Here is a 23512-nt window from a genome sequence, read left to right as displayed (position 1 = left end):
TAAGTGTACTGTGTCAGAAGATGATCGTCAAATGAAGGAGTAATGATATGTCACGCAAAGTATCCATTCAGACGCTGGCTGACCAGCTCGGATTATCCAAATATGCCGTCTCCCGCGCACTCAGTGGCAAGACGGGTGTCAGTGAAGGAACACGCGCACGGGTTCTGGAACTCGCTCGGGCACTGGGGTATCGCCAAAGTACTCCAGGTACTAGCAATAGTTCTGCTACTGCAAACCATGCAGATCCGTCCGATCCACCGTTTGTTCTCATTTGCATGAATCAGCTCAACCGCGGTGAACCCCACTACTGGCAACGTGTTCTGTCAGGCATGATCTCCGCCTGTAATGAGCGTGGTTGGCATCATGCCATTGTATCTCCCTCACTCGGAGTGACGGACGAGAACACCTCTCCCGAAAAAGCCATTGCTCCTCATTTGGACTGGGAACGTTGTGCCGGGATTATTGTCATGGGGGCTTTCCCTCATACGGTTCTGCAAAGACTCTCTCAGACAGGCCGTCCTATTATTCTGGTAGATCATCAGGAGCCCCTGCTGAATTGTGATACGATCAGCCATGATAATCTGGAAGCTGGCATCACCGTGGCTAGATATCTAATGTCTATGAATTGCCGAAGGATCGGCCTCATCACAGATGATGGTCGTGCTGCGAGCTTCGCCCAGCGGAAAATCGGGATTGAGTTGGCTTTGAATCATTTCCATGTGGACACCAGTCATACGACCAGCTTCAGAGAATGGAACATTCCGTATGAGAACGGGGAATGGGTTAACCAATTGGCCACCAAAATTCAAAACATGCCAGATGACGAACGTCCTGACGCCTGGATCGGTGTTAATGATGATATTGCTTTGCAATGGATGCACAAACTACAGGAGATAAGCATCTCCACACCTAAAGATTGCCTTGTCATCGGTATCGACAATGTACACTCTGCGGTTACGTCCTCCCCGCCCCTGACCACAGTTAATCTGTGTAAAGAGGAACTTGGACAGCGCGCGGTCGAGGCTTTGCAACGCCGAATCGAACGCCCGGGGACACCAAAAGAAACGGTTATGTTATCCACTACGTTGATTCCAAGGGAATCGGCATAATTCGGAAAGGGTACTGCTCTTTTCTGAAGATGAATTCTTTAGGTACTTGCTGTCCCCGTAAGTCTGGTGCAAACGAAAGAGGCCCCGCATATTATGCAGGGCCTTTTTCGTATATTAGGCTTATATCCTTATATTCCTGTACATTCACACTTAAATCTGATGATCCATCTACCCATCCTTATATCATCCATTCGAAGCTTCATTTACTTCATGTCTGGGAATTGTACTACTGGTTATTTCACCCAAGGCAGGTTATCGTACGACGGAAGATCCACTTCCCAATTCACATCACGATACTCTCGGTTAACTGCGGTTCGCTTCAAAGTGAATTTCGTTCCATTTTCTTCGTTAAACCCCCGAATTTTTAATTGCAGATCATCTTCAACGTATTCACCGTTATTATTAGGTTGATCCGGATAACCGTTCACTTCAACAGGATACTCTTTTCCATCCGAATCTACTGCAACCCAGCGATCACCCATGAAAGCATTTCGGAACGTCCCACTCCCCTTCAGAACTAGTGAATACCCTTCCTTTACATCAATCTTCGGAGGATCATACGATTCCATCAGTGGCTCGTACTCAAAATCATAAAACAATATTTCATCTCCAAGCTGTTCAAAATGTACAAAAGTATAAAAATTAACGTCCTTACGCATCCTCTTCAGATCAACTTCCACTGATTTCTCTTCCTTCACCGGGAGGGTGTAACCATCCAGAACAAAGCGAATGTTCTTCGCATCTACCGTTACCAACGCAGGGTCCCATGTCTCTGACAACTTCAACGGCCCACCGTTCCTTAAGTCACTCTGATCTTGGAGCTGGAACTTGGCTTGACGGGCATCTGGTCTTATTCCATTGAAAATTCGATATTCATTTGTTTCAGGAATCTCAAGATGGTAGATGATACTCATATAGCTCGCCCAATTCTCATCAACTTTGGCACGAAGTTCATCATCCAGACTCACATTCAGGTCAAGCCGGGTTCCGTTTGGCGTGCGTACAAGCTGTGTCATATCAAGCTTTAGTCCTTCTGGCGACGTATATGTGTTATCCATAGAATTTTCAACAGCCAATGATTTGGCTTTGGTCATATCGATATTGAATTGGAAGCTCCAATCCACCGTAACATCTCTATCTTCGTAGGATTTCTTCTCGTAATCATAATATCCGCCCACATTTAGATTACGCAGTTCACCCCGCACGACCACCTGATCCGGAATTTCATCATCAAACTGGAATAACAATCGTTCAGTTACAGAACCCTTAGTTCTGGTATCTCTTGCAAGAGTAGCAACCTGTCGTCCCTCTTCATCCGTAACATGAATTCTCCCCATCGCAGACAGTGACCGTGATAACCCTAATCCATCAGGTGTTGTTTGTTGCATGGTCATTACCATATGTGATCGGTCTACAAGCACGTCTTCAATTTTAAGCGTGTAGCCCTGGTCATTGATATTGATATCCGGATTAACTACAAGTCCGAGAGGTTTAAGACGTTTGTAATCATCTGCAAAATAGGAATATTTCAACTCTTCCGGCACAGCCATGTTCGGTAGTGGCGGGTGATCCACAGCACTCACTGAGGGGTAGGGCGGCTCTGTTGTTCGTTCAAAAGCAAACCAGGCCCCTCCCGCAAGAATCGCAACTGCCGCTGCAGCGATTCCAGTCCGACGCATCCAATGCGCTCTCATGGATTTTTTCACGAATGGATACTGATCTTCTCCACTTTCCATAGACACGCCATCCAGCTTCTGCATGACCTTAAGCGTAAAATCCGCATCCGGCTCCTCACGGTACAGGTGCTCCTCCCATAACCGATCTTCATCCTTTGAAATAGGCTTCATACGTAGCTAAACCTCCTTTGCGTTCCATTTGCTTCCTCAGCGTTTTTTTCCCGCGATAAAGGGCGTTGCGCACTTTGGTTGAACTCATGCCTGTAATGTCTGCAATCTCTTCATAGCTCAACTCGTTTGTGTACTTCAGTAATAACACCAGGCGATACGATTCAGGTAACTGTTCGAGCTGTCGGTATATTTCACGCTGCATCTCTTTATGCAGCACACGCTTTTCAGGTGTTTCATTACTGACAGGTTCGATCCCCTGATCGACCGAAGACATGACGGGTTTCTTTTCCCGTATAAAATCCCGCATCCGATTCACCGCAATGGTGTACACCCACGACGAGAAACTTCTTCCCTCCCGCCGCGACGGGAGATGACGATAGATACGAATGAACGTATCCTGAGCGAGATCCTCTGCATCCGGATGACTCGCGCCCATTCCGCGCATGATGCCGTAGACTTTATTTTTATATCGATCCACTAGCACGGAGAACAACTGCTTATCCCCTGCAACAATACGCTGAATAAGCTCCTCCTCCGGTATCTGTTGATTCATGTAATCCCCCTTCTCTACAGCTTCCATGCATGGTTCTGTACTATATAGACGGAAGCCGTTCCCGAAACCTCTCACTTTATCCAAAAAAAAGAATTCGCCCTACCGGCAAAACCGACTGGGTGAACTCTGCTTACTTGCCTCCTAATCTTCCCTGTTCTTCTCCGCAACAAAATCAGCAAGCTGGGAATAGATCGCCACAATCTCATCCATCGACATGCGCACGAGTCCACTGGACGATGGGGCGACGAATTCCTGAATTTCCTTGACGACCGGGTCGTCCTGAAATCCCCATTGCACTTTGGTACGCTTGCTGTACTGGGTGTACACTCCTTTTCCGACAAAACAAGCGATGTCCGGTCGGTATTTCTCCAACTTTTGCCGTAAAATCTGTCGTCCTTCTGCGTACTCTTCCTTCGTAATATCCTCCATACCTCTGGTGGGACGGGCCACAATATTCGTGAATCCATATCCCAGCTTCAGCAACTCTCCATCCTCCTGTGCATCATATAAACGCGGGGTTAATCCCGAACGTTCAAGAATGCGCCAGAACCGGTTTCCTTTGTAAGCATAATGATGACCCGTCTCTCCAGACGTAATGCTCGGATTGAAGCCTATAAACAATATCGATAAACCAACATCCAGATGATCTGGAATCATGATGGGAAGCCCCCTTATCTTTTTTAGCTAATTAAATCTTTCGTGTGTGTATAAAATGATATAATAAGCAAAGTATTTTCGAAATCGGATTGAAATTTTCATGAAAAAGGAAGCTGAACTAATGATTGCAGACATCATGCTTGAAGTCGTCCTGCCCGTCTTTCTCCTGATCGCCGTCGGGTCCTGGATGCAAAAGGTGTTCAAGCTGGACTTGTACACCCTCGCCAAAATCAATTTCTATTGTATTACCCCCGCAGCCGTCTTTATGAGCATGTACCACTCGGATATGTCAGGCGAACTGCTTGGGACCGTGACACTCTTTTACGCGATATATGTATTGATTCTCTATATTGTAGGTTCTGTATTTGCGCGCTCACTTCGGATGAATAAAGGCATGAAGGCTGCTTTCAACAACAGTATTATGCTGGATAACGCAGGCAACTACGGACTGCCCATCAATGCACTGGTATTCCGCGGGGATCCACTCGCCTCTTCCATTCAGGCACTGGTCATGTCTTTGCAGGCATTACTGACATTTACCTATGGCGTGTTGTCCATTCAGGGCGCGAAGCTCAAAGGTAATTACCGTGCCGTGATTATTGGATTTCTTAAAATGCCTGTTCCATATGCGCTCTTGCTAGGGATTCTGTTACACATGTGGAAGGTTCCCTTGCCTACGTTCCTGTCCATGCCACTGACCTATGCGCAGCAAAGTATGGTTGCCGTGGCGCTTCTGACACTCGGGGCACAGATTGTAAAATATCCAATTCAACTGTACCGTCTTGATGTGTATATTAGCACATTTTTGCGTCTTCTGATTGGCCCGGCTATCGGGATTTCAATTGTGCTACTGCTTGGGTTGGAAGGTATCGCTGCACAGGCACTTATTATCGCTTCCGGTATGCCGACGGGTGTCAATGCATCCATTCTCGCAGAAGAATACGATAACGAACCAGATTTTGCAGCCCAGACGGTGCTAATCTCAACGTTGCTTAACATCATCACGATAACAGCACTGATTTCTTATGCCAAAACGTTCTGAAACGAAAAATAAGTCCATGACCCATGAGCAAGGTTGTGGACTTATTTTTGCGGTGCTAAAACTATGATTCAAACGTCGTTCGTTCCGGGAACTTGCCGCCTTCCCTGAATAAACATCGTACCAGTCGCTGCGCGGCTCGGTTAAAGAAAAAACTCGGGCTTACCCCATCCACCTGGACAGGTTCCAGTTCCTTCACACTTTCCTTAATCTTATTCATCTCAATGAGCCCCATCTTTCGCTCATTCGGTCCGAAGCGATAAATAACCTTCTCATCGTCCTCCGTCTGTTTCACCAGCAGAATCACAGATGCCATACAGGTTACCCCCTATCGTTACGTTATGAGATTCCATTAATCACTTGCCTACTATAATTATTACCCAGATTCTAGTGGAAGGATATAGGACTTAAGTTAGTTATACCTAAATTAAATATCCTGATATAAAGATTCTCTGAAATGAGTCGTTAGGCTCACAAACACCGTGTTTACACTATCCCAATGGATAGTCACTGTCATGAAAGTGCGTACTGCCCAAGTCGTTTTTCTCCGTTTATACTAACCATATCTTGAATTTCCAAAGGAGAGAAACTTATGACTACAGCTCAAATATATAGCCACGGGGTCCCGTGGGAAGAGGCATTCAGCGTTGCTCAGGGATACAGCATTAACGGTACGATCTACATTGCAGGTCAATTTTCGCATGATATGCAGGGAACGTTTATTGGTGTCAATGATATTGAAGCACAGGTCCGCCAGACATTGGATAACTTGGATCGCGTGCTCGCAGGATTTAACGTGACCAAGTCGAACATTGCTGAACTGGAGATTTTTTTGGTTCACCCGCAGGAGCATCTTGAGCCATGTGTTGCTGTGTATAAAGAGTATATTGGTACTCATCGTCCGGCTGTTACAATGGTTGGGACATCGGGTCTGGCCTTCCCTCATCAACTGATTGAGATTCGCGCCGTTGCTCATACCAACTGATCCAGGTCATGTCAAAAGTTGCAGCGCCAAGTAAAATGGCCTGATGAGGTTTCGCTTTAACGAAGTTCATATACAAAAAAGAAGCAGGGCCGGATAAACTCCGAACCTGCTTCTTTATGAATTCTTATTCTTATTCTTATTATTTGACTTTCACCGTCAGCGTATTACCAGATGAAGTGAGGGATGCCCCAAGCCCTTCTACCAAAACTCTGAGGGGAATATACGTCGTTCCCTTAATTTCTTTGGGTGCTGCCTGTAGGGTGACTTCTTTCCCGTTAACCTTCACCTTTTTACTGCCCAAGGTAAAGATTAGCTTGTACTTGTCTTTGGTAACGGTAATGGTCTGAGTCTTACTGTCCCAAGACGTTTTGGCTTTCATTGCTTTGGCCATCTCACGCAGAGGTACGAGATTTGTGTTATTCATTATAATTGGAGATTCGGTGAAAATAACCTTGGAACCATTCACCTTCACCTGAACAGCAGACTTGATATATTCTGGTTTAGGAGTGGCTTTCTTTTGGGTTGCCGTTGAAGACTTATTACTTTTCTTGGTACTTCCTGAACTGGATGAACTTGTAGAGGAAGATTTGGAACTCGAAGAAGAACCTCCGTTGTGATAATGATATTCCCCTTGTTTCAGCCCCCATTTTGCACAGTTGGTTCGACAGGTATGTCCCCCATTTGCATCTGTTCTTCCCGGGTGAGCAGACGCAACGGTAGCAAAAATCATGAAAATGGCAAGCAAACTGCTTATTACTTTGATACGCATACGGATAACCTCCAGCAATTAGTTTGGCCAGAGTATCATACCATAATTACCCATACAATATAGGTGAATAACAAAAATTATTTTCATATAACAGTTTACAAACGCGGGTCTACTCGCTCCGACTCCAGCGATAGCGTTGCCAGCACGCATTCATGAATTCGTTCCACTGGCTCTCTGCGTATAAAGCGCTCAATCCCCTCCATGCCCAAAGCACTCTCCATTAAGGCGTGACGTTCTTTTTTGGACGTTTTGCGTTTACGAAGTCGGGACAGATTCTCGGGTGCCAGGTAGTCCATCCCATAGATGATGTGCAAATATGCACGTCCTCGTACTTTAATCGCAGGCTGAATCATTTTGTTATTATTCCAGGCGCGGAATGTTTCGGGTTTGATCACAATCCCCTCATGTCCTTCCGCCGTAATCTCATTCCACCAAAGAATGACATCCGCTTCATCTGCCTCACTTGCGATCACGCGATATTCCGTCTCCATCATCATGGTCGATATCCGGGCGAACTCACGGTTCTGCTCCATATGCCATTCATGCGTTTGCTCCCAAAATGCTCCCGTGCTATGTGCCAGTGTGTGGAACGGTGCAATCCGTATGTCCCCGATATCCTCCACATCCCAGCAGTATTTCTGGAATACATCGCGGAACGTCTCGGCATTAGCGAGTTTACCTACTGTTTCCTGCAACCACTCCTCTACGTTACGACCTGCTGCTTGAGCTTCGCGCAGTTTGTCCAGCACCGTAGAGCGATCCATCATGGAGGCTTCAGCCACATGTGCATATTGTGAAGCAATCAGCTCACGCGCCTTTAGATTCCAAGGTACAATCTCCGCATCGAGCAATACAAACTCTGTCTGGTGACGATCAAAATAACCGTCTACGGTCAAGTCCGCATGTAATCTGGAAAGCACATCTTGCTCTGTCGAAGGGTCAAAAAAGGATCGGCCCGTCCGGGTCACAATGTTCCCCAACATCGGCCTACCCACTCGCTGCACCGCAGCTTGCTCATCCCGGAAAAGAAGCAAAATGGCCCGACTGCCCATGTGTTTCTTCTCGGCAACCATACGGGTAACGCCCTGTGAGCGATAATAATGGAACGCATCCTGTGGATGCTCCAGATATCCCTCTACAGAACAGACACTCGGCGGCGGACTCATCGTGGGCGGGATGTAAATCAGTTCTTCCAGCGGTACAGTATAATGGGAAAACGTATCAATTGCCGTCTTCGCCACCTCACCGTGCACAAACACATCAAGTTTGGATGCTGTCTGAACCGTGAAACCCTCCTTGAACTTACGTATGTTGGGCGGAGCAAAACGCCGCTGTTCCCAGCGCTTTAATGGACTATCCGGATCCCTCGCATAATCCTGCTTCGCCGGAACACTGACTGCCTCACGTTCTGGCATTCGCCAAGCAGTGAGCATGCCACCAAAAACGACACCGTGATCAATGTTGACCGTATCATTCACAATCGTAGGATATGGACGGGGATCATGTCCCCAGACGATGCATTCACCCGAATTGTGATCCACGTACCAATCCTTGCGCACAGGCCGACCCCGCTCATCCGTACCCTCCACATCGCCATATCGGCAGTAATCCTGAATGCGTTTGGACTGTTTTCCGATAAAATGATCTCGAATTCCCGCGTGTGCTACAACCACCTGTCTTACCCCGTTCCGGGAAAAGACCAGATGAGATGGTGCGTCAAGCAGAAATGCCCTAAGCTCTGCACGTACTTGCTTTGCTGTCTCTTGGCCTTGCTCCCGCTCAAACTGTAGCAGTTCCATCTCCACCCGTTCGTCACCATGACTCAACGTAACGTCACGACCATCCAGATAACGCGCGATCTTCCAGCCGTGATTACTGTCAATCATGTAGGCGAGCTCGGCGGCACAATGCCGTTGCCAGAACAACAGACATTTTAAAGATTCTGGCCCACGGCTCGTTACGTCACCAACGGAGACCAATTTGCGTCCTTCAGGGTGACGGTACAGACCACTTCCATCCTCGTCCACATACCCGAGACGCACGATTATTTCCATCATTTCATCGTAACAGCCATGAATATCTCCGATGATATCAATACCTGTACCCATGTCGGTCACCAGCGGATTGGATGTGCGGACAAACGTAATCTCATCCGGCTGCTTCAGCACATAACTGGCATCGAAGCCATCCTCACGGATCGAGCGTAATGTGCGCTTGAACTGCTGCACCTGTTGTTTCACCCGTTGACGTCCACGCGGATACTCCCGCTGGGCATCACGTTCCAGCAGCTCTTTTTCAGGAATATCCAGCACCACAGCAATCACAGGCACATGAGCCTTTCTTGCCACCTGAATCAGGCGCTCGCGATCCTCGGGATACAGATGTGTCGCATCCACCCAGGTCAGCTTGTTCAGACGGCAGCGGGTTGCCAGCATCGCCTCCATCGCCTCAAATGCTTTGGCCGATACTTGCTGATACTCCGCATAGATCACATCCGCTTCACTGCGGGGACGGTGTTTCCAATCCACATACTCATCATCTCCAACCAGCATGCGGAATTGATCTGACGAGACGGCTTCTGTGCGGCGAATGACACTTTCTGCAACGAGACGATCCAACATCGTACTTTTGCCACTGTTGGACGGGCCAACAAGAACGACGATACCTGCATAGGGCAGACGGATCTCCCGCTGTCTTTCCTTCATCTCATTTTTCCGATCCTGCTGTCCTCTGCCCACACTAGCTGTTTCGCTAGAACCCGTTTTTCCACTCATGATAGACTCTCCTTTCTCCGTTCAAAAATGACCAGTTGGGTAGGTTGTCCATAGCCCTCTACATGCTCACCGATACCCTTAATTTCATAGCCATAGTTCCCGTGCTGCGTCCATTCCTCACACCGGGAAGCCAGCTCCGCACGAGTCCATTCAAAGCGATGATCATGGTGACGGAAACTTTCCTGCTCCATTGCATACACTTCGTTATATTCTTTGTTTGGTGTAGTGACCAGCAGCACTTCTGGCTGATAATCGTTCATGATTGTATCCATAATTCCGTTCAGACGATATTCCTCGATATGCTCAACCACTTCGCACAGAATCATAACGTCCTGGTTTTGCATCTGCTCGTCAAAATAAAACAGTGAACCAATGATTGGCTCCGGCATAGCCACCACTCCAGAACGACCCTCCAGCTTCGCGAAGCGCTCCATAGCCCGGAGCCGCGACTGCCCTGAAGGTTCAACGGCCAGAATGGCCTCCACACCGGGAATGTACGCCAAACGGGCAGACAGCTTGCCTTCACCCGCTCCCATATCAACAATAAGCCGTTTGACTGGCAACGTTGCAACCACATCTGTAATCGCACGATAACGCAACTCGTTTAGCCGCACAGGAGGTTCAGATTGTTCAGATTGCCCGCCATCTCCTCCAGCTGTACCTGTATCTACATCAGCAATCTTTGCATCACCATCTTCTATCTCTGTATCTACATCTGCATCCGTACATTCACCTGGACCTCTAGAATCTGCATTCAGTTGCATCTCATCGCTATCGGACTCGGACCCCAGGTACTCTTTTTCTCCTTCTTCCTGATGCCCTGCTTTATTCTCCTGAATAATCGCTTCCGAGGTGTGGCCTATTTCTCTCTCCTGTCCAAAGGACACAGTCAAAGCACCCTCTTGACGCTCATACTGCCGAATCAGTTCGGTAAAACGCAACGTACGCTTCACAATGAGTTCTTTCAGTGGGTGAGCATCCAGCCACCCTTCACCATACCGTTTGATTTTATCGATCTCATCTTCACTGATGAAATAATGTTTGTAATTATCCAGCACTGGAATCAGTAGAAAAAGCTGACGCAGTGCATGTTGTACCGTGTTACGTCCACGCAGGATGATATGGCGAACCGTGCTTTTATTTTTCAGATCAAATGAATACGATAGTTCTCCACGCTCCACCGAAACGGCGTATCCTAATGGCGAGAACAATTCTTCCACAACTCGATCCGGCAGATCGGAAGCCACTGGGCCAAAGGTCAGTTCCAACTCGAAAGCATGCCCTACCCATTGCACATAGTCTTCCTTGGGCTTACCATTCAAGGCCGTCCCTAGCGCCCCACGTATGTAGGAGCAGAACAAGCTGCTGGTCACGAACTCACGATCATTGATATATTGCGTTATGTCATATCCATCAGGTGTACCTCTGACCAGATCCACAGGATCAGGCTCGGCATGAATTAGTAATTCTGTTTCGTTCTCTGTAGCCGCAGTGTACACCATTCTTACACGCACACCTTTGTCTACGCGGTCATATATATTCAGCGGATTCTTCGCTAACAAATGGGATACAATTCCCGCGTCAGCGCCGCTTGCTTTCAAGATCAGATGCATCAGTTCTCCTCCTTATATATGAAAAATGTCGTCACGCACTAGTGCGTTTCTTGCAAACCTGCTGAAAGCCCAAGCGTACTTAAACGTCCCGGAGCCAAAGCAGCACAAGTGCATGATGGAGCGCTAACGAATGCTGGCGTCTTATTTCATGATGAGAAGCCCCCTTGAAACCTAACGAACCCAAGTCACGCTATATGGGGCTAAACCGCCATTTTCCAGCCTTTTATCCGACTTTTTCGGACAATAACGTGTCCCATGTTCCTTACATTTTAAAAAGGCACCCTGGAGGCCGCATAAGACGTCCTGTGTTTCTTAGAACATACTCTCCCTAGCAATTCGTCACAATCAGCTAGCCGACCTGAACTTTAAAACGTTCGGGACGCGGACATCCATCATCGAATCGCTCGCCTGGGTGAGAAGAAACGTCCTAATTGTTCCCCCATACTTCTTGCAGTGCCAAACGGAAAATCAGGTCCAATTCTTCAAATTGAATAATCTGCTCATTCTCCATCTGGCCAGCCAGTTTTTCAAAATGCTCGATCTTCTCCGCCAAAAAAGCTTGTATTGCTGGCAGCTGCGGCTCCAGATCCAGTTCCTCGCCCGCCTTTTTCCGGCGTAGTAACTCATGAATCTCCGTATATAGCGGTGTAGTCGCAGGTACAAGTTCTTGAATCAGCTCTTCAAATGCCATCGGTGGCATCGCAGCATGACGTTCGATCCAGCCACAAGCTAGTAATGGTCGAAGAACATAGAAGTACTTTTTAATCCTCACTTGCTCACCTTGTAAATAATCTCGAAAATTACCCTTTGCCATATTGAGATAATGATACATACAGGACTTGGGCGAGAAGGTCAAAGGCGACAGTGCACGGATATGCTGTGCCACGTTATACTGTTCATCATACTGAATCGGGGATTGCAACCATTCCAGCAGTGGTGGATTTGATTTGCGAAACAGCTTCAACGCCTTGCGCAGATCCCACCCATTGATATCGAGCTGGTCACTAATTGGGCGTTCGATCACATCCCTTTTATCCTCAATCGACAAGTACCACTCCAGCGGTCTCACATACAGGAAACGCACATCATAATCACTGTCCTGTGAAGGAAACCCCCACGCCCGACTGCCAGATTCACAGGCATAGATGATCCGTACCTGCTCCTCCTGTTCAATCTGCTTCAGCTGTTGTCTAATCGTATCTTTCATTTCTTCATGAACGTAGCTCATGGTCAGCCGCCTCCAAATTCCCCAATTTAAATCTCTATCTCTCTCACCCGGTTCGCGAGTGTATCATATCCTGCCACAGTCTCGGCAATATACGTCAATACCGTTTCACTCCAACCGTAGATGTAAAAGGTTTTGCCATCCCGTGGCGGTACCATTGCCTGCTGATAAGGTGCTATATCCACAATAAATGCCTTCAACTCCGGATTCATCATCCGGCGATATCGCTCAAGCTCAGCATATAACGGGCTGCCTTCATTCTGTTGTTCATCGGTGATCATAATGATCTGATCCACTTTTTCTCCGATATCCCGAAGTTCCCGCACCGGTCGACCGGTGTCTGTTCCACCTTGTGCGCGAATACGGTGAGCTTGGGAAAGGATGCTCTCATCCATCTTGGGACGAGCGTCCTCAACCATATGGTCGAATAACCAGAACAGTGCGTTACCTCTTGTTTGCTTATAAAGCGCCAGTGCCAGCACCGAACCAATCCGCAAATAATCCCCTTGCATGGAACCGGAGCGATCCAGGAAAATAGCCGTTCTTCCCGGCAGTGTTGGCAGGTTGCCAATGGATAGTTCCACCGCTTGCCGCAAAGCATCCCGCAGCTCTTCCCTCGCAATCATTTCATACGCACTGGCGAATCGGAAAGGCAATATGCGCGACTTACGCAGGGCTTCTGCATCCGTTAGACGACGTGTAACATAATCGATATTTTTCGATTTATCAAAAACACCTGCCCGATCCATTGCATTCAGATGGCGCAGCAACGCAAAAGTCGGCATTTGTGACATTAACGCCTCCCACACCGTACGTGTCGGTTGCATGATCGAGGTGACCACCGAATACGGGAGTTTACCTTTCTCGATCAGATGCATCCGACTTGCCGGGTTTGGGGTAGCTTTCAGCTTTTCCAGCGCCTGCAACTGCGGAAGTTCCGTAAGATCCACCTCATGCCCGCGCAAATAACGGAATAAGGCTTTTTGCTTCAGATCTATCGGCTTGGGATGTGCTGTAGCGATCATATCGCCCAGACTGTATCCACGCCCACGCCCGTTGTATTTGATGGCCCAATATTCAGTAATGCCGTTCAAAAATTGACTCACCTGACGCTTAACCGCTCGCCCGCCCTGTCCCCGACCAGTTCCTCTTAGAATCGTCAGAAAATCGGCCAAGTCAGCCGGTGTCTGTACGACCTTGGAGAACACCTTTGCAAACTGATCTGGGTCCACTTTGGACAGCAGTGCCAGCCCGTATAGAGGCTGTAACCGCATCAAACCTTCATTACGAGCATAGACCAGCGCCCGCGCCATAAACCCTGCATCGACCTCAGCCATCTCCTGATGACTGACCATCGCATCGTCCATCAGTTGCTGGGTATCTGCATAAAAAGTATTGTTCAATGTATTGGTCATCAACATCTGTATATATTGTTCCTCCACCAATCGCTCATAGGCTCCGTAGCCCCCATGATTACGTGTCGTTGGTTGAGGTTGATTAAATAATTGTTTCGCTCTGCTCATCACTCATGACCTCCCGGTGTGAGTCTATTTGCTGTTCTTTCATAATAAAATGTTCCGAGGAAAAAGGTGGGAAGGTATAATACCCGCTCTACCGCTGAGCTACACCGCCATGTACGGCGGCGATTGGATTCGAACCAACGACCTGGTCGATTAACAGTCGAAGTAACCCTCCCTGGCGCCTCGGAACCTTGATCCGCAGAGTTTGTTGCTGCCCCGCTTCACAACCTTATTATGCCTCACACATCTGCACGCGAACATGGCGAAAGTATGGCGACGAATCATTTTCTGAAATGAGTCAATCTTCATAAGTTTAAAATGAAAGCTTCCGCTCATCCTGCTACAATGAAGGGATAACAAGGAGTGAATGTTCATGGCAAGAGAGAGTTTTGACAAAGAAATTCAGTTCTTACGCATGTTATCCCTAACAAGCGGTGCATATAACCGCAAACAATATGCCGAGCGGCTTGGCATATCCGTACATACCTTTGATAAAACCAATCGCAGATTAAAAGAAATCATGCAGACCGTCGCCGACCAACGCTCAAGTGCCGAAGCAGGCCGGGAAATGGCAGATCTCGTCCGCTTCCAATACGGGGAGTCGGCAGAGCCTATGTTGCTCTTCCTCTTCCGCGCCAAGTCGATGAAAGAGACTGAAGTTCAGCGGCTTTCTGTCCTTTTGCATACCTTACAACATAAAACCCTGACCGCGATGGAACTGCTGGACGCCTGCTGTGCTGATCTGCCGGAGGATCTGGCGTTACCTGACGAGAAAACCATTCGTTCCGATCTGAAGTATCTGGAAGAGGTTGGGGTTATCCGAAAAGAGCCGGGTGGCAGACCGTATCGATATGCTTTACAACAGGACGTCCTTACCGAATTGACAGCGGAGGAACAGCTGGAGTTGTATGATTTTGTGGATATGATGGCGAACACCCAGGTTCCTTCCGTACAGGGGTACTTATTGCGCGACAGTTTAAAAAAAGCAATTACGGCAAGTTTCCCGCAAGAAGAAGCTACCGAGCCCTATATCTATAAGTATCACTATTATTCTCGTATCCTGGACGAAGCTCATCTCTACACGCTACTTAGTGCGATTCGTCAGCGTAAACGTGTGCAGTTCCTATACTATTCACCGAAAAAACCATCCAGCTACAGTTCACAGAATACGAATCCACGCTTTGAACGGGAAGCAGGTGGTCGATCCAACCGGATCGTGCCCCTTGAAGTGATCTATGACCATCAGTATGGTCGTTGGTATGTAATTGGATATCAGGGCCGGCGCGGCTTTGTGAAATTCCGCATGGAAGGCATAACCCAACTGGAGGAACAGGATTCAGTAGAAGAGCAATACATGCTCAAACTGAAGCAGCAGTGGACCGACATTAGTCGCTACAGTTGGCTCGTGGATACGGGAAATACCGTGACGGTTCAAGCTCGCTTTTTCCACCCGGAGCGTGGTCAGCGCAACTTTATTCTGGATCGGGTTCGTCTGCAAGGTCAATGGGGCAAAATTATACCCGAAACGGATCATACCTTTCTCTACGAAATCCAGGTCAACGGTACCACCGAGATCAAACCGTGGTTGCGGAGTTTTGGCTCAAGCTGTGAAGTAATCGCGCCTCAGAGACTACGCCAAGAGATGATCAAGGAATGGAAGGAGATTGCGGAGTATTATGAACCTGTTCGAGAAGATGTTCAATTACCAGATGATGACACGACTGAATGAAACCGGACTGTTCACCTGGACCTCACAGGAACGGGCCTGGCTTCGCATGATGCTGAATCACCCTGCTGCGAGAGAAGCGCTGAGCCCTGTAACATTGGATAAAATGTACAACATGCTTAATGGTGAGCAGGACCTGAACCTTCAGGATTACCTGACCGAAAAAGCCAAAAGCGAAGAAAACAGTGTCTCTCACCCACTACTTCGACAGTTACGGCTAATCATTCTGCATCATCAGGGATTTCGCATGACGGGTCGCGTCCGCAATGGACGCACGAGCCATGATGAATTCGGCTTCCCGTACAAACTGGAGTATTCCATGGTCAAAAAAGAATGGTACGTGCTCTGGTATGCTCCTCGCTTCGACAAACTCATGTCGACCAAGCTGCACAGCATCGTTACCGTGGAAGCCCAACCGGTTGAACCGGATACCGCCTCGGGTTACACTGCCCGAATTGCTGCGATAACAGAGAAGCGTAAAACGACCATCACCATCGAGGTACTGCCCGAGTTCAATCAGGAGCTGTCCCGAATCCTCTATGCCTTCTCCTGCTTTGAAAAACAGGTCGAGTACCTGGAAGCCAAGCAGACATATCGGATCGAGCTGACCGTTCCGCGCAATGAGATGGATTACGTCTTATCCAAAATGCGTTTTCTCGGCAAACGGGTTCGAATTGCTGACCACACAGTGCTGCGGGAGCGAATGTCCGAAACAGCTGCGAAGGCATTAGCCCGTTATGCGGAAAAAGATCCTGATATGCATTCCGAATGCTCCAATGAAGTTCAGCACCGCCAACGTGAGGAAGGCTCCCTTGCGAAAGCCGATGGTCAATGATTTTGTAAGATTGGGTTAACCATAACTATTGCTCAAAAGACAAATCCATATCTATATCCATATACGAAAAAAAGGTCTGGAGAATCTCATCCAAACCTTTTTTTGCGATACTTGCTTGCTCATAAAAATGTCATAAACTTATCAGCGGAAGTAACTCTATTCGTTCCACTTACGTCGCTCCACTTACGTCGCTCCACCACTGCTAGCTGCCGAGTTCCTTCTTTTGTTAATCGCGTGCACGCCCATGACCACTGCAATTAATTCATACGTGTCCAGTTGTTCCGACTGGTTATCTAATACAAATGCCCCTGAACTAAACCAGCCGCTGGTGCGACGGAAACTGGCCACGATGCGGCCACCACTGCCACTTATATCATATTCCTGCGAAAATGCTGGGGCAGACACATCATATGTACCTCGTGATCCTGCGTCATATTCATACTTTTTACTAAAAAAACTAAATCTGGGCCGAAGCACACCCAGATGTCTCCCATCTGCTGCAGTGATATCCCAACGATTCGTTAACATGCGAAATTTACCGCTGCAGACCAATCCACTGTTATCCGATACATCGAGCGAAGAACCAAAGACACTTTTCAAATCCAGATGCCCTGCCTGTTCCTGATTTGGATTCATAATCTCGGTGTAACCTGCGTTAAAAAAGTTATCCCTGAAGTATAGTTCCATAACGCTTTCTCCTTTCCCTTACATATCCTTTTGTTCTCTTTAACCTAATCTCGCATCGAGCACACAATATATCTATATATACGTATAATTAATGGTAATGGATTCAAAAAGTGGATTATTACTGGATGTAAAAAAACGAGCAACCCTGGTTGCTCGCATCACGTTCAAATTATCCTGTTATCAAACTTCGACTTTTTTGTTGTTCAGGTAAATGGTAGCCCACACCAAGATGACCGCCACAATAACTTCAAATACAATGCTTCCCCACATGCCGTCCGACCATAATACGCCATTGGCTGTGATCGAGATCCCTGTACTTTCTTCCGTGTACCGGAACATTTCATTTGGACTAAAACGTCCTGTCGTAATGATATTTTCCAACCAGCCAAGCAGATTAACGAGGACAAAGAATGCAACGATTCCAATCCATGGCCCCGTTCTCCAACGGAAGCTGCCTGCAATCGAGATCGAAAGGAAGATAATGACGGTCATGAATACCATAACCCATGCGCTAAACAGCAACAAACTAATATAATCCGAGACATGCAGACCCGAAAGATCAATATTGGTAGCCATGTTCATTCGTAGCTTCATTGAGATATAGATGTAGGCATGAGTCGCGAATATAATGACTAACCCCAACCCGCAAAGGGCTCCAAAGATCAAGGGAGACAACACATGTGACAGGCCCGTTACGGGTAAAAGGCGGCGATTATATGATCGGATATTGGACGTGTATGTTTTGATCATTTTCACATAAATAGCCACACCTACTCCAACATATCCCATAATACCAAGCACAATCCCTGTGACCTCAGACACGAAAAGGGAAAGTCCCACTTGCGCGATAATCAAAATAACTAGCCCCGCCAACAGTGTATTCCAGTTCCTTCTAAAGTCATATTTCAATAATGTCATCATTCCGCATAGACCTCCTTGAACATCTCATCCACACTTTTCCCATATTTCAGACGGAGCGTTTCCACTTCTTCCCGCATCACCAGCTCGCCCTCGCGAATAAAGACAACTTCATCAAAAATCCGTTCGATATCATTCACAAGATGCGTGGAGATGATCAGACTGCTGTCTTCATCATAGAATTTGACGATCGCATCCAGAATCTTGCCACGCGCAACCGGATCTACTCCGCCAATCGGTTCATCCAGCAAATACAGACGAGCCTTACGAGAAAGTGCCAGTGTTAATTGTAGTCGTTCATTCATACCTTTCGACAGATGCCGTACCCGGTCACTCTCGACAAGGTTCATGAAGTCCAGCATCTCCCGCGCCTTCTCCTCATCAAAATCAGCATAGAAATCGCGATAGTACGCAATCGCATCCCGCACTCTCATCCACTTCTCGGTTAATGGACGATCCGGCATGAACGAAACCAGTGCCTTCGTCTCCAGCCCAACAGGCTTACCTGTGACTTGAATCGTTCCGCTGCTCGGATGCAACAAACCTGCAACCAGCTTCATGAGCGTACTTTTTCCACTACCGTTGCTCCCCAGTAGACCTACGATTCGTCCCGGTGCAATATCCAATGTAATATTACTTAGCGCTTTCTTATTGCCATATGTTTTATTGATCTGGTTCAGTTCAAGGATGTTACTCATGCGTTGTTCCTCCCTTTCCTTCCGCAACGGCATCGGCTACGATGGATAAGATATCCTGCTCTTCGATCCCCAGTTCCTGCATTCCGGTCAGAAAGCGTTCCAGCAATTCACCGGCCATCTCTTTTTTGATCGTCATAATCTTCCGCTCCTCACTGGTCACATATCTGCCCAAGCCCCGTTTGGTTTCGACCACTTCTTCCCGCTCAAGCTCCTGAAATGTCCGTTGTACTGTATTTGGATTGATCTGTAGTTCAGCTGCCAGTTCACGAACCGAAGGAATTTTGTCACCTGCCTGAAGTGTCCCGGTTACAATCTGTCTCTTGATGTACTGCATGATCTGCAGATAGATTGGTAAATTGTTATCAAATTCTATAGTCACAAAGCTCTCGCTCCCCTCTGTACTGGTGTATTAGTTACATAGTACACTAGTGAAATAGTGTTGTAAAGCCCATTTGTTAAAATATATATTCGCTCAATTGATGGGCCAGCTTCGACTATTGATATCCATACAAAAAAAAGAGCAGATCGTGAAGATCTGCTCTGCATAACATTATTAATCGTATTGTTATCTTTTTCATATGCTTATCCAATAAAAAAGAGCCAGCTACACGATATCTAGAGGTACACTGCCTTTAGGTGCAGGGAATGCCTCATCCAAACGGGCGAGTTCCTCTTGTGTCAAAACGATTTTCACTGCTGTTGCATTGTCTGCCACATGATTCAGCTGTACCGCCTTCGGAATCGCCAGTACATCTCCATCCCTGATCACCCAGGCTAAAGCGATCTGCGAAGTCGTAACTCCTCGATCCTGCGCAATCTTCTGAATGACTGGATGCTCCAACAATTCACTTCGAAGTCTGCCACCCTGTGCCAGTGGACAATACGCCATTACAGGAACGCTCCGTTCCCGCATCCAGGAAAGCAGATCATGTTCAATACCACGCGAAGCTGCATGGTAGAGCACCTGATTCACCATGCACTGAGACCCCTCCGGCAGACTCCATAACTCCTGCATATCCCTTGTATCCAGGTTTGATACACCCCAGCGAATGATTTTACCGGATTTCTTCAATTGTTCCAAAGCTTCAACCGTCTCTTCGAGTGGTACTCCCCCTCGCCAGTGGAGCAGATACAGATCCAGGCGATCTGTTCCTAAGCGCTTAAGACTACGTTCACAGGCCGTAATCATCTGCTTACGATCCGCATGATGGGGATACACTTTGGATACGAGAAAAACTTCATCACGATGGCCCGAGATGGCCTTTCCCGTAACAACCTCTGCCCCACCTTCTGCATACATCTCCGCTGTATCAATCACGGTCATTCCCTGTTCAATACCGGAACGCAGTGCACGTACTTCTTCTTGCTGACTGGATTGCTTCTCTCCCATGTTCCATGTGCCTTGTCCTATCGCAGGCAGGGCAGTTCCATCCGGAAGTAGAATCGTGCGTGTTGCATCACCATGCATCATCTATATTCCTCCATTCTGAAGACTCTATGGACATTGTGACCTCTCTAACGACGACTATACGAATCATACATCATGTTATCACTCACATGTCTCCAGTGGCTCATCATCATGATATACAATTGATCCAGCGAAACTGTGAGGCTACTTTGGGCAACGCTGATGGTTGCATCGACCATATTGCTGTTGACCGTCATCAATTTGCGTTTCATCCCGTTCTGGCGATCCAGAAAGGCTTTCTCGTCCCGCAACTTGACCCCGATCATTTTCTGTCCCATCAATTCATACATAAAAATATTCTCAACGTCTTTCCAGGCCACTGCTCCTCCTGCGGTATAAGAAGATGCATCCACAAACCCATCCTCATCGATTACAAAAGAAGGTTCCTTCTTGATCATCTTTACCAGACTGTAACAGAAACATAGCCCAAAAAACAAAATGGATAGAAGTCCAATCACATCCGAAAGGATGGAATCATTCGTAACTGAAGAACGATCAAAAATCAAAAAAAATCCGGCTGCCACAAAAAGTGCTGCCCCTGCCGTGAGCCACGCCATTCGTTTCCGGTTTGGATATTCCACATGTTGCTCATAGGATGTGCTCAACGTGACGTTCCTCCTCCATTGCGACTGAATCATACGAGTTCTATATAAACGAATGGCTATGAACCAAATAGCTGAATGTAGAACAGGAATTGCATTGTACATTAAACCAAATTAACCAGTGTTAAACATTAAATTAAGACCATTTTTCGTCATTTCTGCGCTTATTCAACATTAGGATTCGTCATCCTTCGAATAAATCCTTTAACACCCCTATATGAATTGAACAAAGAATATTTACATGGGTCACTCCGATGACAGAACAACCTTCCGATCGCTGTTATAAAAGTCTCCCCTCCTATCCTTAGTCATATTGTCCTGTCCCTAGCTTTCCGTTAATATAAATGGAAAGGTTAGGAAATTAACCAATTTTAATTCATGGTGGGAGGACAAACAATGATGAGTCAGCGCGGCATAACATCGGAAGATCTTTATCAGATTACATGGGTTAATGATCCAACTCCGTCCCCTCAAGGCGGACAACTGGTATATGTAAGCCGGAAAACGAATGAAGCACGTGACGGTTATTGTTCTCACCTGAGACTGCTGCATCTGGGGAGTCAGAAGGACAGGCCCTTTACCTCTGGTGAGAAGGATCATTCCCCTGCCTGGTCGCCCGATGGGTCTCAGCTTGCCTTTCTAAGAGAGGTTGATGGGAAATCCCAAGTGTGGATTATCGCATCAGATGGCGGAGAAGCACAGCAAATCAGTCACCTGAAACATGGCGTCAGTTCTCTGCTCTGGTCACCGGATGGCCATACCATACTTGCGAAATCATCCGTGGATATGAGCGGAAATGAAGAATCAGAACATACAGATCCTATAAACGATAAACCCAAACTGCTGCAAGAACATGTCGTAGACCGGATTCGCATGAAGTCAGATGCCAGTGGATTGTGGAACGGTCGACGTTCCCACCTTTTCGCTCTCGCACCGATCGATGCGGAAGCAATTCCTGTAACTACAGGTCATTATGACGTCGGAGACTACGCCTGGTCCCCGGACGGAACATCCATCGCTTGGATTGCGCAGATGCCTGAAGAAGACGAGGAGCATAATGATTACACCCTGACTAATCATGTGTACCTTGCCAAGGCAGACGGATCGGATGTGCAACAGTTGACCCCGGAAGGGTATACGTTCAGCCGACTGGCCTTTGCGCCGGATGGACAATCTCTTGCACTGCTCGCCAGTGACCGTTCCTATGGAAATGCCACGCTTGTGAAGTTGTACACCCTTCAGATATCAGGTGGTGAACTCGTATGTCTGAGCACGGATTGGGACGTACAGTTGAATCACAGCATTGTTGGCGACATGCGTTCACATCTGACAACCACGGGGCCAGTATTCAGCAGGGATGGTTCTTCAATCTTCTGTCTGGCGACCATCCATGGTAGTGTACGCATCGCCAAATTCGCTCGAGACGGCAGCAGTGCTGACTATATATGGCCTAACGAACGGGAGATTTATCAATTTGCCGAGTTGGAAAACGGGCAGATCGTTGCCGCTGTAGCCGATACACTAAATCCTGGTGATATATATATATATGAACAACCGGAAGATCCTGAGGTAGAACCGATTCAGCTCACCCGTAGCAATCCACAGCTTGAGGATGAGATCCACCTTAGTACACCTGAGACCTTCTGGTTTAATTCCTCAGATGGCCTGCGACTGCAAGGATGGATCATGAAACCTCATGGCATGGTCGACGGGGTCAAAATCCCGACCATTCTGGAGATTCATGGCGGCCCGCACATGATGTATGGTTTTACGTTTATGCACGAGTTCCAAATTCTCGCCGCACAAGGCTACGCTGTTGTGTATATCAATCCACGCGGTGGCCTCGGATACGGGCAGCAGTTTGTAGACGCCTGTCGCGGAGATTATGGCGGTGGCGATTATCGCGATCTCATGGAGAGTGTGGATTATGCCCTGTCCCAGTATGAGTTTATCGATGAATCACGATTGGGCGTAACCGGGGGCAGTTATGGTGGCTTCATGACCAACTGGATTGTTGGACACACGGACCGCTTTAAGGCGGCTGTTACCCAGCGTTCCATCTCCAATTGGCTATCCTTCTACGGTGTAAGTGACATTGGATATTTCTTCACGGAAGACCAGATTGGCGGTAACGCGTGGGATGACACGGAAAAACTATGGAAACATTCCCCGCTCGCTTATGTCGGAAACGTCAGTACTCCGCTGCTCATTTTGCATGGCGAACAGGATCTGCGGTGTCCAATTGAACAAGCCGAGCAGTTGTTCATTGCATTAAAACGGCGCAAGCAGACCACAAGACTTGTTCGTTTCCCAGGGGCAAACCACGAGTTGTCCCGTGGAGGTCACCCTCACTTGAGGGTACGCCGTTTGGAGCATATTGCCGGATGGTTCAACGAGTACCTGTAACGGACTAATATTTAGACTATTAATTCAGAGTATAGAACCAGATATGGATTCAACCCTAAAAGCCGTCCAATGAAATCTGTT

At 47.5% G+C, this 23512-nt stretch carries 21 protein-coding genes; 6 read left to right on the top strand and 15 right to left on the bottom strand.

Going from position 1 to position 23512, the window contains the following annotated elements:
* The first annotated feature begins 47 nt into the window (after window positions 1-47).
* Complete coding sequence (locus tag MKY01_RS05970; RefSeq protein WP_339285848.1) at window positions 48-1109, top strand: LacI family DNA-binding transcriptional regulator; 1062 nt, start codon at window positions 48-50, stop codon at window positions 1107-1109.
* A 233-nt stretch (window positions 1110-1342) separates the two neighbouring features.
* On the opposite strand, the gene MKY01_RS05965 is transcribed toward MKY01_RS05970, so the two are convergent.
* The 3 genes from MKY01_RS05965 to MKY01_RS05955 form a co-directional block, all read right to left on the bottom strand.
* Complete coding sequence (locus MKY01_RS05965) at window positions 1343-2956, bottom strand: hypothetical protein (protein ID WP_339285846.1); 1614 nt, start codon at window positions 2954-2956, stop codon at window positions 1343-1345.
* Entirely contained in the window at window positions 2934-3509 is a 576-nt protein-coding gene (locus MKY01_RS05960; RefSeq protein WP_282319188.1) for an RNA polymerase sigma factor, read from the bottom strand. The genes MKY01_RS05965 and MKY01_RS05960 overlap by 23 nt, the downstream gene beginning before the upstream one ends.
* Before the next feature lie 141 nt (window positions 3510-3650).
* On the bottom strand, window positions 3651-4166 hold the full coding sequence (locus MKY01_RS05955) for a mismatch-specific DNA-glycosylase (protein ID WP_100526891.1): 516 nt from the start codon (window positions 4164-4166) through the stop codon (window positions 3651-3653).
* Window positions 4167-4287: 121 nt separating this feature from the next.
* On the opposite strand from MKY01_RS05955, the gene MKY01_RS05950 reads away from it, so the two are divergent.
* A complete protein-coding gene (locus tag MKY01_RS05950) occupies window positions 4288-5208 on the top strand; it encodes an AEC family transporter (protein ID WP_017690279.1) in 921 nt (306 codons plus the stop codon).
* 61 nt (window positions 5209-5269) lie between these two features.
* Here the strand turns inward: MKY01_RS05950 and MKY01_RS05945 are convergent, their stop codons facing one another.
* Window positions 5270-5521, bottom strand: a complete 252-nt coding sequence (locus MKY01_RS05945; RefSeq protein WP_076251279.1) for a hypothetical protein — start codon at window positions 5519-5521, stop codon at window positions 5270-5272.
* A 276-nt stretch (window positions 5522-5797) separates the two neighbouring features.
* Between MKY01_RS05945 and MKY01_RS05940 the strand changes: the two genes are divergently transcribed.
* Window positions 5798-6190 carry a RidA family protein gene (locus MKY01_RS05940; RefSeq protein ID WP_127547171.1) on the top strand — a complete coding sequence of 131 codons (393 nt, stop codon included), beginning with the start codon at window positions 5798-5800 and terminating at the stop codon, window positions 6188-6190.
* A gap of 139 nt (window positions 6191-6329) precedes the next feature.
* On the opposite strand, the gene MKY01_RS05935 is transcribed toward MKY01_RS05940, so the two are convergent.
* From MKY01_RS05935 to MKY01_RS05915, 5 genes are all read right to left on the bottom strand, one after another.
* Window positions 6330-6959 carry a copper amine oxidase N-terminal domain-containing protein gene (locus MKY01_RS05935; protein WP_127547173.1) on the bottom strand — a complete coding sequence of 210 codons (630 nt, stop codon included), beginning with the start codon at window positions 6957-6959 and terminating at the stop codon, window positions 6330-6332.
* Between the two features lie 95 nt (window positions 6960-7054).
* On the bottom strand, window positions 7055-9664 hold the full coding sequence (locus MKY01_RS05930; RefSeq protein WP_339287098.1) for a polynucleotide kinase-phosphatase: 2610 nt from the start codon (window positions 9662-9664) through the stop codon (window positions 7055-7057).
* A gap of 65 nt (window positions 9665-9729) precedes the next feature.
* A complete protein-coding gene (locus MKY01_RS05925) occupies window positions 9730-11346 on the bottom strand; it encodes a 3' terminal RNA ribose 2'-O-methyltransferase Hen1 (RefSeq protein WP_339285844.1) in 1617 nt (538 codons plus the stop codon).
* A 427-nt stretch (window positions 11347-11773) separates the two neighbouring features.
* Complete coding sequence (locus tag MKY01_RS05920) at window positions 11774-12574, bottom strand: nucleotidyltransferase domain-containing protein (RefSeq protein WP_339285843.1); 801 nt, start codon at window positions 12572-12574, stop codon at window positions 11774-11776.
* Window positions 12575-12600: 26 nt separating this feature from the next.
* Window positions 12601-14094, bottom strand: a complete 1494-nt coding sequence (locus tag MKY01_RS05915; RefSeq protein WP_339285841.1) for a TROVE domain-containing protein — start codon at window positions 14092-14094, stop codon at window positions 12601-12603.
* A 370-nt stretch (window positions 14095-14464) separates the two neighbouring features.
* Between MKY01_RS05915 and MKY01_RS05910 the strand changes: the two genes are divergently transcribed.
* Both MKY01_RS05910 and MKY01_RS05905 read left to right on the top strand, forming a co-directional pair.
* Window positions 14465-15820: a WYL domain-containing protein gene (locus MKY01_RS05910; protein WP_339285839.1), complete on the top strand. Its 1356-nt coding sequence runs from the start codon at window positions 14465-14467 to the stop codon at window positions 15818-15820.
* Window positions 15768-16652 (top strand): WYL domain-containing protein, encoded by an 885-nt coding sequence (locus MKY01_RS05905; protein ID WP_339285837.1) that lies wholly within the window; start codon window positions 15768-15770, stop codon window positions 16650-16652. Before MKY01_RS05910 ends, MKY01_RS05905 begins: the two co-directional genes overlap by 53 nt.
* Window positions 16653-16835: 183 nt before the next feature.
* Here the strand turns inward: MKY01_RS05905 and MKY01_RS05900 are convergent, their stop codons facing one another.
* The 6 genes from MKY01_RS05900 to MKY01_RS05875 form a co-directional block, all read right to left on the bottom strand.
* Entirely contained in the window at window positions 16836-17339 is a 504-nt protein-coding gene (locus tag MKY01_RS05900; protein WP_339285836.1) for a hypothetical protein, read from the bottom strand.
* Between the two features lie 180 nt (window positions 17340-17519).
* Window positions 17520-18260 (bottom strand): hypothetical protein, encoded by a 741-nt coding sequence (locus MKY01_RS05895; RefSeq protein WP_036606429.1) that lies wholly within the window; start codon window positions 18258-18260, stop codon window positions 17520-17522.
* Window positions 18257-18955, bottom strand: a complete 699-nt coding sequence (locus tag MKY01_RS05890) for an ABC transporter ATP-binding protein (protein WP_017690291.1) — start codon at window positions 18953-18955, stop codon at window positions 18257-18259. Before MKY01_RS05890 ends, MKY01_RS05895 begins: the two co-directional genes overlap by 4 nt.
* Window positions 18948-19334: a GntR family transcriptional regulator gene (locus MKY01_RS05885; protein WP_036606428.1), complete on the bottom strand. Its 387-nt coding sequence runs from the start codon at window positions 19332-19334 to the stop codon at window positions 18948-18950. Before MKY01_RS05885 ends, MKY01_RS05890 begins: the two co-directional genes overlap by 8 nt.
* 225 nt (window positions 19335-19559) lie before the next feature.
* A complete protein-coding gene (locus MKY01_RS05880) occupies window positions 19560-20426 on the bottom strand; it encodes an aldo/keto reductase (RefSeq protein ID WP_339285834.1) in 867 nt (288 codons plus the stop codon).
* A 44-nt stretch (window positions 20427-20470) separates the two neighbouring features.
* A complete protein-coding gene (locus MKY01_RS05875; protein ID WP_339285832.1) occupies window positions 20471-21028 on the bottom strand; it encodes an STM3941 family protein in 558 nt (185 codons plus the stop codon).
* Between the two features lie 393 nt (window positions 21029-21421).
* Between MKY01_RS05875 and MKY01_RS05870 the strand changes: the two genes are divergently transcribed.
* Complete coding sequence (locus MKY01_RS05870) at window positions 21422-23431, top strand: S9 family peptidase (RefSeq protein WP_315370547.1); 2010 nt, start codon at window positions 21422-21424, stop codon at window positions 23429-23431.
* Window positions 23432-23512 lie beyond the last annotated feature (81 nt).

The sequence above is a fragment of the Paenibacillus sp. FSL R5-0486 genome (genome assembly GCF_037975155.1).
GTDB lineage: Bacteria > Bacillota > Bacilli > Paenibacillales > Paenibacillaceae > Paenibacillus > Paenibacillus amylolyticus.
This window is presented reverse-complemented; position numbering and strand designations above follow the sequence as displayed.